The sequence below is a fragment of the Caulobacter sp. GW456-12-1-14-TSB4 genome, assembly GCF_059424195.1.
This window is the reverse complement of the sequence record NZ_JBWKZF010000004.1, coordinates 146,131-158,120: the sequence shown is the minus strand read 5'-3', so window position 1 is coordinate 158,120 and position 11,990 is coordinate 146,131. Positions and strand designations below refer to the sequence as shown.

At 69.3% G+C, this 11,990-nt stretch carries 8 protein-coding genes; 5 read left to right on the top strand and 3 right to left on the bottom strand.

The annotated features are described in order from the left end of the window. The first annotated feature begins 149 nt into the window (after positions 1-149). The 5 genes from AC07YH_RS05425 to AC07YH_RS05405 are packed head-to-tail and all read left to right on the top strand — an operon-like array spanning position 150 to position 7,663. Positions 150-1,160, top strand: coding sequence for an efflux RND transporter periplasmic adaptor subunit (locus AC07YH_RS05425; RefSeq protein ID WP_494745989.1), 1,011 nt, complete (start codon positions 150-152; stop codon positions 1,158-1,160). Between the two features lies 1 nt (position 1,161). Further along, complete coding sequence (locus AC07YH_RS05420; protein WP_494745988.1) at positions 1,162-4,245, top strand: efflux RND transporter permease subunit; 3,084 nt, start codon at positions 1,162-1,164, stop codon at positions 4,243-4,245. Then, positions 4,242-5,627, top strand: a complete 1,386-nt coding sequence (locus AC07YH_RS05415) for an efflux transporter outer membrane subunit (RefSeq protein ID WP_494745987.1) — start codon at positions 4,242-4,244, stop codon at positions 5,625-5,627. The genes AC07YH_RS05420 and AC07YH_RS05415 overlap by 4 nt, the downstream gene beginning before the upstream one ends. A 9-nt stretch (positions 5,628-5,636) precedes the next feature. Further along, positions 5,637-6,311 (top strand): response regulator transcription factor, encoded by a 675-nt coding sequence (locus AC07YH_RS05410; protein ID WP_494745986.1) that lies wholly within the window; start codon positions 5,637-5,639, stop codon positions 6,309-6,311. After that, a complete protein-coding gene (locus AC07YH_RS05405) occupies positions 6,308-7,663 on the top strand; it encodes a sensor histidine kinase (protein ID WP_494745985.1) in 1,356 nt (451 codons plus the stop codon). Before AC07YH_RS05410 ends, AC07YH_RS05405 begins: the two co-directional genes overlap by 4 nt. On the opposite strand, the gene AC07YH_RS05400 is transcribed toward AC07YH_RS05405, so the two are convergent. From AC07YH_RS05400 to AC07YH_RS05390, 3 genes are all read right to left on the bottom strand, one after another. Further along, a complete protein-coding gene (locus AC07YH_RS05400; RefSeq protein WP_494745984.1) occupies positions 7,660-8,370 on the bottom strand; it encodes a hypothetical protein in 711 nt (236 codons plus the stop codon). The two genes, AC07YH_RS05405 and AC07YH_RS05400, sit on opposite strands and share 4 nt — an antisense overlap. A gap of 11 nt (positions 8,371-8,381) precedes the next feature. Beyond that, entirely contained in the window at positions 8,382-10,565 is a 2,184-nt protein-coding gene (locus AC07YH_RS05395) for a TonB-dependent siderophore receptor (protein WP_494745983.1), read from the bottom strand. Positions 10,566-10,648: 83 nt separating this feature from the next. Then, positions 10,649-11,812, bottom strand: coding sequence for a PepSY-associated TM helix domain-containing protein (locus AC07YH_RS05390; RefSeq protein ID WP_494745982.1), 1,164 nt, complete (start codon positions 11,810-11,812; stop codon positions 10,649-10,651). Positions 11,813-11,990 lie beyond the last annotated feature (178 nt).

Below are 11,990 nucleotides of genomic sequence, written 5' to 3'. Positions count from 1 at the left end.
GCGCGCGGTCCGCCCATCCGGGTCGCCATACTCTCAGACCCACCCGGAACACCCCGGGCAACCTTCGCGGATCGTATAGAAGCAGCCACCAAACGCTTAGGGCCGGCCAGCCATCAAGGTCGCGGATCATCCATCAAGGAGGCCGCGTCTTGGCGCCCCGACCGTCCCTCGTCCGGCTTCGTCCTCAGCAGGCCGTCGTCACCCTCTGCGCCAGCTTGATCCTGGCCGCCTGCGGTCAAGGCAAGCCGGCGACCTCCAGCGTCAAGCCGGCCAAGGTCGAAGCGATCGGCCACGAGACCGAGCTGATGCGCCTGACGCTGACGCCGCAAGCCGAGACCCGGTTGGGCCTGAAGTTCGCGCGGGTCGAAACGGGTTCGGCGCGCCAAACAAGCCTGACCCACGGCGAGATCATGGCCGCCCCGGTCGTGGGCAATCTTCCAATCACCACCAGCCAGGATCTGGGCGCCCTTGCCGCGGCCCAGGCCCGGGCCGACGGCGAGGTCGGACGCCTGACCGCCGAAGCCGAGGTCGCTCGCCGGGCCTTCGAACGCGCCCAGGCCCTGGTCCGCGAAGGCGCCGGCAGCCTGCGGGCTCAGGACGAGGCCGAGTCGGTCCTGGGCGCCGCGCGCGCCAACCTCGCCGCCGCCCGTCAGCAGCGGGCGCTCCTGGGCCCTCGGCTGACCGGTTCGGCTCAAGCCGCCAATGTTTGGGTGAAGGCCTCGGTTTTCGCCGGCGACCTGGCCCGCCTCGATCGCGCCGCCATCGCGGAGGTGCGGACATTGGGCAGCGGCCAGCCGGTGACCGCGCGTCCGGTCGCCGGACCGCCCTCCGCCAGCCCGACCGCCGGCGCGGTGGATCTCTACTACGCCATCGCCAATCCGGACGCTCGCCTGCGCCTGGGCGAGCGCGTGTCCGTCGCCCTGCCCGTGCGGGGTCAGGACACAGGCCTGGTTGCGCCCGCCTCGGCCCTGTTGACCGACATCCATGGCGGCGAGTGGGTCTATGTCCGGATCAAGCCCCTGACCTTCGAACGACGACGCGTCGAGACCGCCAGCCGGCACGGCGACCGCGTCGTGCTGGCGCGCGGCCTGAGCGTCGGCGCCGAGGTGGTCTCCGCCGGCGCCGCCGAGCTGTTCGGCACGGAATTCGGAGCCAAGTAGCATGCTGACCTGGCTTGTTCGAAGCGCGCTGCAGCAGCGCGTACTGGTCATCGCCATCGCCCTGGTTCTGGTCCTGCTGGGCCTGCGAGCGACGCGTGACGCGCCCCTGGACGTCTTCCCCGAATTCGCCCCGCCGATGGTCGAGGTCCAGACCGAGGGGCCGGGCCTGTCGACCGAGGAGATCGAGAACCTGGTGACCGTGCCGCTGGAAGCGGCCGTCAATGGCGTCTCGGGCCTGACGACCCTGCGGTCGAAATCGGTGCTGGGCCTCTCTTCGGTCGTGCTGATCTTCAAGGAAGGCACGGACGTCGCGCGCGCCCGTCAGCTGGTCCAGGAGCGGGTGTCCATGGTTGCGCCGCGCCTGCCGATCAGCGTGCGGCCGCCGGTCATGTTGCCCCCGCTGTCGGCCACCAGCCGCGCCATGAAGATCGGCATTTCCTCCAAGACCATGGACCAGATGGCCTTGTCGGAGCTGGTGCGCTGGACGATGAAGCCCCGCCTGATGGCCGTGCCCGGCGTCGCCAATGTCGCCGTCTGGGGTCAGCGCGATCCGCAGTTGCAGGTGCTGGTCGATCCGGCCCGCCTCAACGCCGCCGGCGTCACCCTGGCCGAAGTGCAGCGCGCCGCGGGCGACGCGGCGGTGATCGGCGGCGGCGGTTTCGTCGACACCCCCAACCAGCGCCTGGCCGTCCGTCACCTGGCGCCGGCCGTCACCGCCGAGGACCTGGCCCGCACGGTCATCAAGCTGTCCGGCGGCGCGCCCGTCCGGCTGGGCGACGTGGCCCAGGTCGTGCGCGGCCACGCCGCCCCGATCGGCAGCGCCATCATCAATGACGGCCCGGGCCTGCTGCTGATCGTCGAGAAGCAGCAGGGCGGCAACACGCTGGACGTCACGCGCGGGATCGAGGCGGCCCTGGCCGAACTGAAGCCCGGCCTGACCGGCGTCGAGATCGACTCGACCATCTTCCGCCCCGCCACCTTCATCGAGCGCTCGATCGGCAACCTGACCAACGCGCTCTGGTTGGGCTGCGCGCTGGTGGCCATCGTGCTGATCGCCTTCACCCGCGACTGGCGCTCGGCGACCATCAGCCTGGTGGCCATCCCGCTGTCACTGCTGGGCGCATCCCTGGTGCTGGCCTGGAGCGGCGCCAGCATCAACACCATGGTCATCGCCGGCCTGGTCATCGCCTTGGGCGAGATCGTCGATGACGCCATCATTGATGTTGAGAACATCGGCCGCCGCTTGCGCCTGAACAGCGCCGCTGACGCCCCTCTCCCGCCGCTGCAGGTGGTGTTGCAAGCCTCGCTGGAGGTGCGCAGCGCCGTGGTCTTCGCCAGCCTGATCGTCATGCTGGTCTTCCTGCCGATCTTCTTCCTGGATGGCGTCTCCGGCGCGTTCTTCCGCCCGCTGGCCACGGCCTATGTCCTGGCGATCGGCGCGTCACTGCTGGTGGCCCTGACGGTGACGCCGGCGCTGTGCCTGTTCCTGCTGCCCGGCGCCGCCGAGCGATCGCGCGAGCCGGGCTACGTGCGCCGAATGAAGGCTCGATACCGCGCCTTCCTGCCCGCCATCCTGCATCGCCCCGGCCTGGCGGTCGCGATCATCGCCGGCGGCCTGATGCTGGCCGGCGTCGGCTCTCTGTTCACCAAGGACCAGTTCCTGCCGAACTTTCGCGAGACCGACTTCCTGATGCACTTCGTCGAGAAGCCCGGGACCTCGATCGAGGCCATGGAACGGGTGACGATCCAGGCCTCGCGCGAACTGCGCTCCATCCCGGGCGTGCGCAACTTCGGATCCCACATCGGCCGCGCCGAAGGCGGCGACGAGGTCTATGGCCCCCACTTCACCGAGCTGTGGATCAGCCTGGATGAAAAGGCCGACTACGACGCCAGCGTCGCCAAGATCCAGGAGGCCATCGACGGCTATCCTGGCCTCTATCGCGACGTGCTGACCTATCTGCGCGAGCGCATCAAGGAGGTGCTGACCGGCGCCGGCGCCAGCATCGTGGTCCGCATCTACGGGCCCGAAGTCCAAGGTCTGCGCGACACCGCCCAGACCGTGCGCGCGGCCCTGGCCGACGTGCCGGGCGTCACCGAACTGAAGGTCGAGCAACAGACCTTGATCCCACAGATCCAGATCCAGCCGCGCGCCGAGGCCCTGGCCGCCTATGGCCTGACGCCCGGCGAGGTGCGCCGCGCCGTCAGCACGGTGATCGCCGGAACCAAGGTCGGCGAGGTCTATCGCGACCAGGTCAGCAACGATGTCACCGTCTGGGGCGTCCCGGCCGTGCGCGGCGACCTCCACGCGATCGGCGACCTGCTGATCACCACGCCGCAAGGCGCCCAGGTCCGGCTGTCGGAAGTGGCGCGGGTGCAGGTCGCCCCCGCTGCCAACGAAATCAAGCGCGAGAACGGCTCACGCCGCATCGACGTCACCCTGAACGTCGCCGGCGGCGATCTCGGCGCCGTCGCGCGGGCTGTCGAGGCCAAGGTCGGCGGCTTGCGCTTCGCCCAAGGCTACCATCCCGAGGTGCTGGGCGAGTATGCCGAGCGACAGGCCTCGTCACGTCGGTTGGCCATGCTGGGAGGTCTGTGCTTCCTGGGCGTGCTGCTGCTGGTCTGGCTGGAGTTCCGCTCCTTGCGGATCACCGCCCTCGTGGCCGTCAGCCTGCCGTTCGCCCTGCTGGGCGGGGTCGCGGCGGTTCTGCTATCGGGCGGGACCATGTCGCTGGGCTCTGTCGTCGGCTTCGTCACCGTGCTGGGCATCTCGGCGCGCAACGGCATCATGATGCTGAGCCACTTCCAGCACCTGGAGCGACATGAAGGCGAGACGTTCGGCCCGGGCCTGATCCTGCGCGGCGCCGAGGAGCGGCTGGCGCCGGTCCTGATGACCGCCGCCTGCGCCGCCTTGGCCCTGCTGCCGCTGGTCATCAACGGCGACAAGCCCGGCCACGAGATCGAGCACCCCATGGCGCTGGTGATCCTGGGCGGGCTGGTCAGCTCCACCCTGCTGAACCTGCTGCTGATGCCGACGCTGTACGGCCGCTTCGGCCGCGCTCCGGAACCGAAAGGCCTGGCCCGATGAGGCGCTCGCTCTCCATCCTGGCGATGTCGGCGGCGCTGACCGCCTGCGCGACCACGCCGCCCGCACCCTCTGCTCCTCCCGCTGCAGCGTTGGCGCCGTTCGTCGGGACCCAGACGGCGGACGTACTTCCTGGCGCGCCACCGGAGCGCTGGTGGCGGCTGTTCGATGATCCAGCGCTGGACGCCCACGTGCAGCGCGCTCTGGCCGCCAATCTCGACCTGCGGGTCGCCTTGGCCAATCTGGAGACCGCCCGCGCCGCCACGCGCCTGTCCAACGCCGCGCGCCTGCCCTCGACTGTGCTCGAGAGCGGCGCGGGTCCACAGCGCGCGGATCGCCAGCCCAGCACCACCGCCGTCCCCAAGACCAGCTATGAGCTGGGCGCGGCCGTGGCGTTCGAAATCGATCTGTTCGGACGCCTGCGCCAGGCCGCGCTTGCCGCCGAGGCCGACGCCGAAGCGGTGCGAGCGGCTCACGACGCGGCGGCGGTCACCGTCGCGGCCGACACGGTGGGCGCCTATCTCGACCTCTGCGTGGCCAATGCCAGCCTGACCCTGGCGCGAGACCTCGCGGCGAACCAGCAGAACGCCTTGGTCTTGGTCGAGGAACAGCTGAAAGCCGGCGAAGTGTCTCCCCTGGAACAGGCTCAGGCCGCAACCCTGCGCGACCAGGCCGTCGCGGCGATCCCCGACCTGGAAGCCGACCGCCGCCGCGCGCTGTTCCGCCTGGCGACGCTGGAAGGCCTGCCGCCCGCCTCGGCCACGAGCTTCGACGCCTCGTGCCCAGTGATCCCGCGTATCGCCTCTCCCTTCCCCGTGGGCGACGGCGCCGCCCTGCTGGCGCGGCGTCCAGACATCCGCGAGGCCGAGCACCGCCTGGCCGGCGCCACGGCCAGGCTTGGCGTCGCACGCGCCGATCTCTACCCCCGCGTCCAGCTGGGCGGGTCGGGCGGTCTGATCGGCGGCGGCAGCGACGCCTTCCTGACGCCGCTGGTCACCTGGGCCTTCCCCAATCAGGCGGCGATCCGCGCCAGGATCGGCGGGGCGGATGGCGCGCGGGCCGCCGCCCTGGCCAGCTGGGAGCGGGTCGTGTTGCGAGCGCTGGAAGAGGTCGAGACGGCGCTGTCGGACTACCAGGCGCGGTCGGCGCGGCGCGAGACCCTCGCGGCCGCCGCCAGATCCAGCGCCGAGGCCGCTCGGCGCGCCCAGGCCCGCCATCGCCTTGGCGCGGATACCTATCTGGTCGTCATCGACGCCGAGCGCACCCGCAACGCCGTCGCCTTGCAGTCCCTGACCGCCGAGGCCAGCGTCGCGCGCACCCAGGTGGCGGTTTTCCGCGCCCTGGGCGGCGGCTGGGAGGTCGCTCCCGATGGCTCCGGACGCTAGACTGCTCGCATGAAGATCCTGATCGCCGAAGACGACGAAGAGACCGCCGCCTTCCTGACCCAGAGCCTGCGCGAGGTCGGCCACGTCACCTCCCTGGCGACCTCGGGTAATGACGCATTGTTCCTGGCCACCAGCGAGACCTTCGACGTCATGGTCCTGGACCGCATGTTGCCGGGCCTGGACGGCCTGTCGGTGCTGAAGATGCTCCGCGCCGGCGGGGTGCGCACACCGGCCCTGATGCTGACCGCCGTCAGCCGCATCGTCGATCGGGTGGACGCCCTGGAGAACGGCGCCGACGACTATCTGATCAAGCCCTTCGCTTTCTCGGAGCTGCATGCGCGGCTGAACGTCATCGCCCGCCGCCCCGCGCCGCCGGAAGCCGAACGGGCGCTCACCGTGCTGGACCTCGAACTGGACCTGCAAAAGCGCATCGCGCGCCGAGGCGGCCGGCGCCTGGACCTGCAGCCGCGCGAGTTCACGATGCTGGAAGCGCTGATGCGCAACGCCCATCGCGTCATGACCCGCACCATGCTGCTGGAGCAGGTCTGGGACTTCGACTTCGATCCGCGCACCAACATCGTCGAGACCCACATCAGCCGGCTGCGCGCCAAGCTGAACGCCGGCTTCGCGGAGGACGCCATCATCACGGTGCGCGGCTCTGGCTACATGATCCGCAGCGAATGATCAGAAGCCTTCCGCGCTCGACCACAGGCCTGGTCGCCCTGGTGGCCGCCGTCCTCGCCATCACCACCATCCTGCTGGGTTTCGCGGTCTATACGGTGTCGCACGAGGCGCTCGAGCGGCAACTCGATCATCGGATCGCCGTGGAGACGCATGGCCTTCTGACGCTGCACCGCCATGGCGGAATCAAGGCCCTGGCGAGCGGGATCCATCAGCGCGAAGCGACCGAACGCAGCGACGGCATGGGCTACATCCTGGACGACGCCCGAGGCCAGCGCCTGGCCGGCGCGCTGCGGGCGGCGACGCCGGCGCCAGGCTGGCTGGAATTCCTGCATTCGGACGACGGGCGCACCTCGCAGGCCCTCACGACCCGCCTGCCCGACGGCGCTCGACTGACCGTGGCCGCGGACCGCACACCGATCGGCGAGATCGACCTGGCGATCCTCAAGGCCTTCGGCATCGCCTTTTCGCTGATGTTGGCCGCCGGAGTCGGGGGCGCATGGCTGCTGGGCTCGGTGATCCGACATCGCCTGGCCCGGATCACCACCGCCGCCGAGGCGATCATCGACGGAGATTTGGCCCGTCGCGTGCCCCGCGACCTGGCCGCCAACGAGTTCGACGACCTGGCCGCGACGCTCAATCGCATGCTCGACCGCAACGAGGCGCTCTTGGAGAACCTGCAGCAGGTCTCCAGCGACATCGCCCACGACATGCGCACGCCGCTGGCCCGCCTGCGCAACGTCCTGGACACCGCCCTGCGGCAGGACCTGAACGCCGACCAGGCGAAGGACGCCCTGGGAAACGCGTCGCGGCACGCCGAGGAGCTGCTCGACCTGTTCGCCGCGCTCCTGCGGATTTCGGAGATCGAGAGCCTCCAGGTCCGCGGCGCATTCCAGCCGACCAGGCTGTCGGACGTCGCCGAGCGCTGCATCGACGCCCTGCGTCCGGATGTCGAGGCCGACGGCTACGTCCTGGCGGCCGATCTGGCTCCGGACGTCGTGCTGGACGGCGACCGGCACCTGCTGTCCCAGCTGATCGTCAACCTGATCGAGAATGCCGCGCGCCATACGCCGCCAGGCAGTACGATCCTGGTCCGCCTGGAGCGCACCGAGGGCCATGCCGAACTGTCGATCAGCGACAATGGTCCGGGCATCCCGACCGACCTGCACGCTTTCGTGCTTCGCCGGTTCTCACGCCTCGAGCAGAGCCGAAACAAGCCGGGCAACGGTCTTGGCCTAAGCCTGGCCTCGGCCATCGCCAGGGCGCACTTCACCGAATTGCGCCTGAGCGACGCCGCCCCAGGCCTGAAGGTGTCACTGTCGCTTCCGCTGCAGGCGCCCAGTCGCGCCCGCTAGCCGACGGCCCAGTCGATCGCCGCGTCGAACAACGCCAGGCCCGCGGGCGAGAGATTGGTGAAGGTGTCGTTGTCGAGGAAGAACATCACCCGCCGCGCGGGAGCCAGGGCCTCGTAGTCCATGGTCGCGCCCTTCTCGTAGCCGAAGATCGCCGCCTTCTCCGGCTCGCCGTACAGCGTGGCGATGGTCGTGGCGCCCAGGCCCGGCTTGCCCCAGCTCATGCCGGCCTGCTTGACGTAGACATTGGCCACGCCGGCCGGCAGCCCCGCCGCCATCGGGTGCGGCGCGTTGACGGTCCAGACGTAGCGCTCCTTGGCCGCCGAGCCGAAGTCGGCATCGTGGCGCTTGCCCGTCATGGCCAGGTCGTCGAGGGCGTCGTTCTCCCACAGCAGCAGCGGGACCGGCGACTGACGCCAGCCCGCCGCCAGGTCCTTGGCCGAGACGGTCGAGGACATGACGACGAGGTCGAAACCCTTGGCCATCGCCGGGTCCGCGTCCTGGTTGGCCAAGGCGACCGTGAAGCCGCGGCCGACAAGATGCTCTCGCACCTTGTCGTCCACGGGTTGATTGGGCCCTCCGGATTGGACGACCAGCAGCACTTTGCGGCTCTTGGGCGCGGCGATCACCGGGCCAGCCAAAAGGCCCAGCGCCAACCCCGCCAGCACCCGGCGGCGGCGAACCGAACTCGACGTCGAGGACGGGGTCATACGCACAGCTCCTAGAACTCGACCGAGGCGGTCAGCGAGACGCGACGGGAGTCGCCCATCGAGACGCCATACTGGTTCACGGCCGACGGATAGTAGAGCTTGTCGAACAGGTTCTTGACGTTGAACTGCCACTTCATCTTCTGCCCGCCGACATGGGTGTCATAGGTCACGAAGAGGTCGGCCGTCGTATAGCTGGGCAGGAAGAAGGTGTTGGCCGAGTCCCCCGCCCGACGGCCGACATAGTGCGCACCGACGCCCGCGCGCAGACGATCCGAGCCCAGGGCCGGACCGAAGTCGTAGACCGCCGAAAGCGAGGCGGTGTTCTTGGCCACGTTCCACAGCTGGTTGCCCTTGTAGAGCGGGTCCTGCGTCGTCTCGGCGTCGGTATAGGCGTAAGCGCCGATCAGGCTGACGCGTTCGGTCACCTGGCCGGCGACGTCCAGCTCCACGCCGCGCGAGTGGGCCGCGCCGGCGGTGCGCCAATCGGTCAGCTTGGTCACGTCGTTGAACTGCGAGACCAGCACATTCTTCTTGTCGATGTCGAACAAAGCCAGGGTCGCGGTGACACTGCCTGGCAGGTCCAGCTTGGCGCCGACTTCCCAGGACTTGGACGTCTCGGGCGAGAAGCCGTTGTTGAGCACCACGCCGCTGGACAGCGGCGCGATGGTCGAGGCTGGCTTCAGCGACTGGGTGTAGCTGCCGTAGAACGAGACGGTGTCGCTCTGCTTGTAGACGAGGCCGAAGCGCGGCAGCCAGACCGAGTCCGAGGTGTTGGTGTTGATCACGAACGGGCGGCCACGGCCGGCCAGCTGGCGCCAGTGCAGATAGCGCACGCCGGCCACGGCGATCCACTTGTCGCTGAGGTGAACCGAGTCCTGGACGAACAGCGACTGGTTCAGCAGCTTGTCGGTCTGGGCGCTGTCGCTGGCCGAGACGGTGGCCGACGGGTTCTCGGTCCCATAGATCGGGTTCTTGTAGTTGAAGACCGTCTTGGTCGCCTGGCGCAGCAGGTCCTTGCGATAGATCTTGCGGCGCTCCATCTCGCCGCCGAACTGCAGGTCGTGCTGCAGACCGAACAGCGTCGCCTTGCCATCGACATACAGCGTGCCGTAGCCGTCGGTGCTGCGGGCGCCGTGGGTGGCGTCGTTGCTGCGCGAGACGACGCCCGTGGTGGTATTGATGCCGCTGATGCGCAGCTGGTTGGCGTCGTAGGCTTCCTCGTTGTAGCTGAGGCTGGAGTGGATCGCCCAGCCGCCAGCCAGCTGATGGTCGATCGAGAACTGGGCCAGGTAGGTCTTGCCGTCCATGTTGTTGAACGGCTCGTCCAGGCGGCGATCCTTGGGGATGTCCAGCGGCTTGAAGGTCTGCGGGTTCAGCGGCGTACCCCGGTCGAACGGGGTCAGGTAGTCGCGATACTCCAGCCACAGCACCGCCTGGGTGTCGCGGCCATAGTAGGCCACCGACGGCGCGACCAGGGTCTCCTGGTGGATGCCGGAATTGCGCCAATAGGCTTCGTCGACATGATCGACCACCAGCCGATAGGCCAGAGCGCCGGCGATCGGACCGGTGGTGTCCAGCGTCACGCCCGCGCCGTCGCGGCCATGGGCGTAGGTCGAGCCGGTCACCGACAAGGTGGTCTTGCGCTTCAGCTGGGGCTTCTTGCTGACGACGTTGACCACGCCGCCCGGGTCCATGATCCCGTACAGCAGCGACGATGGGCCCTTCAGCACCTCGACGCTCTCGGCCGCGGCGTTGAAGCCCCGCCCCTGCACCAGCGGCATGCCGTTGTGCTGGATCGAGCCGTCACGATTGCCGCCGAAGCCGCGCTTCATGATGGTGTCCTGGGTCGAGGCCAGGGTGTTGCCTTGGGTGATGCCGCTGACATTGCCCAGGGCGTCGTCCAGGTTCTTCGGACGCTGGTCGCGCAGCACCTGGGCCGAGACGACGTTGACCACCTGAGGCACGTCCAGCAGCGGCGTGCTGGAGCGTAGGGTCGAGGCGTCCGGCGTGGGCTTGTAGCGGTCGTCGGCTTCGGTCGGGACCGGCGCGGCGCGCGCCACCACTCGCACTTCCGACACCGAGGTGTCCGGCGCCGGCGCCGGCGCGGCGGCCTGGCCGGCGGCCTGGGCGACCATGGGGACCAGCGACGTAGAGGCCACGAGGCACAGGCGGAAAAGAGCGGTCGAGGGGGTCATGACGTACAGGTCCAGGTCTTGAAAGCGATAGGCAGTTGCAATGGAAAGGCGCGCATCGGCCCTGAGCCGCGCCTGGCGAATGATCAGGCTGGGAGCGCGGCTTGCTTGCGTGCGCGGGCTTGAGCGGCCCTGCGACGGCCGAAATAGAGGAGGTAGCCGGTGACCGGGAACAACGGCATCAACAGCGCCGCCAGCATGAAGAGGATCGCGCCCGGCAGGCCGAAGAACGAGCCCCGGTGCACCGACAGGCGGGCGGACGACATCCGCTCGCCCAGCGGCTTGTCGGCATAGCGCTCGTCGGACTTGATCGCGCCGGCGGCGGTGATCTTCAGCTCGTCCCACGCCCGCTCGTTGGCGGCGTCCTTGGGCAGCAGCCGCATGCGCACGGCGTCGCCGGCCGCCTTGGGCAGGGTGATGATGGTCTGGGTCGCGCCGGGTGCGGCGGCCAGGGCCGCGCGCCAGGCCGGATCCAGGCTGATCGGGCCGCTCTTCTTGGCCTTTTTGCCAGCGGCGTCGGCGGGCTTCTTGGCGGCGGCGGGCGCTTCGGCCTCGGCCTTGCCGGTCAGGACCCGCTCGAAGCCGGCCTTGTACCAGTCATAGGACCAGGTCAGCCCCGTCAGGGCGATCGTGAGATAGATCAGGAAGACCCAGGTCCCAGCCACCGAGTGCAGCGACCAGTACAGCCCCCGCTTCTTGAGTTTCAGGTTGGGCTTCAGCCAGATTTTCCAGTCCAGCGGCCGCTTGGGCCAGCGCAGATAGAGGCCCGAGATCGCGAAATAGATCAGGCTGAAGGCCGCCGCGCCGGTCAGCTGCCGGCCGATCCCCTCCCCGTCGCCGGGCAGCAGCATCCAGCGATGCAAGCGGCGCACCGTGGCGAAGAACGCTTCACCCGTCGCGCGGCCGAGGATCTGGCCGCTGTAGGGGTCGAGATAGAGCTTCTGAGCGCGCGGCGCGCCCTTGACCTGGAAGGTCACCTGGGCCGAGGCGCCGGGTTTGCCGCGCAGGGTCAGGCTGGTGGGCTTGGCGCCCGGTGTCTGGACCACGAAGCGCGCCAGCAATTCATCCGGCGTCAGCACCGGGGCCGAGCGCGGGGCGACATTGACGACGCCTGGGCTCAGCGCCTCCATGATCTGGTCTTCGAAGGCCATGGTCGCGCCCGTGACGCCCATCAGCGCCAGGACCACACCCAGGGTGATGCCGAGCAGCCAGTGGGCCTGGAAAACGAGCCAGCGAAACTTGGAAGCCATGGTGAACCTGCCGCCGCCGATCGCAGCGCGGGCTCCCTAGCGCCGTTTTCTCATGCGATCAATTCGCAATCGCACAATCCAACTCCTCCGACACCCGATCTGGGCGATGCGAGCGAACGATAGGCAGCGCCAGCCGCGCCAAGCGCCCGCTCGAACAACGCCAGGAGACGCCCTAGGC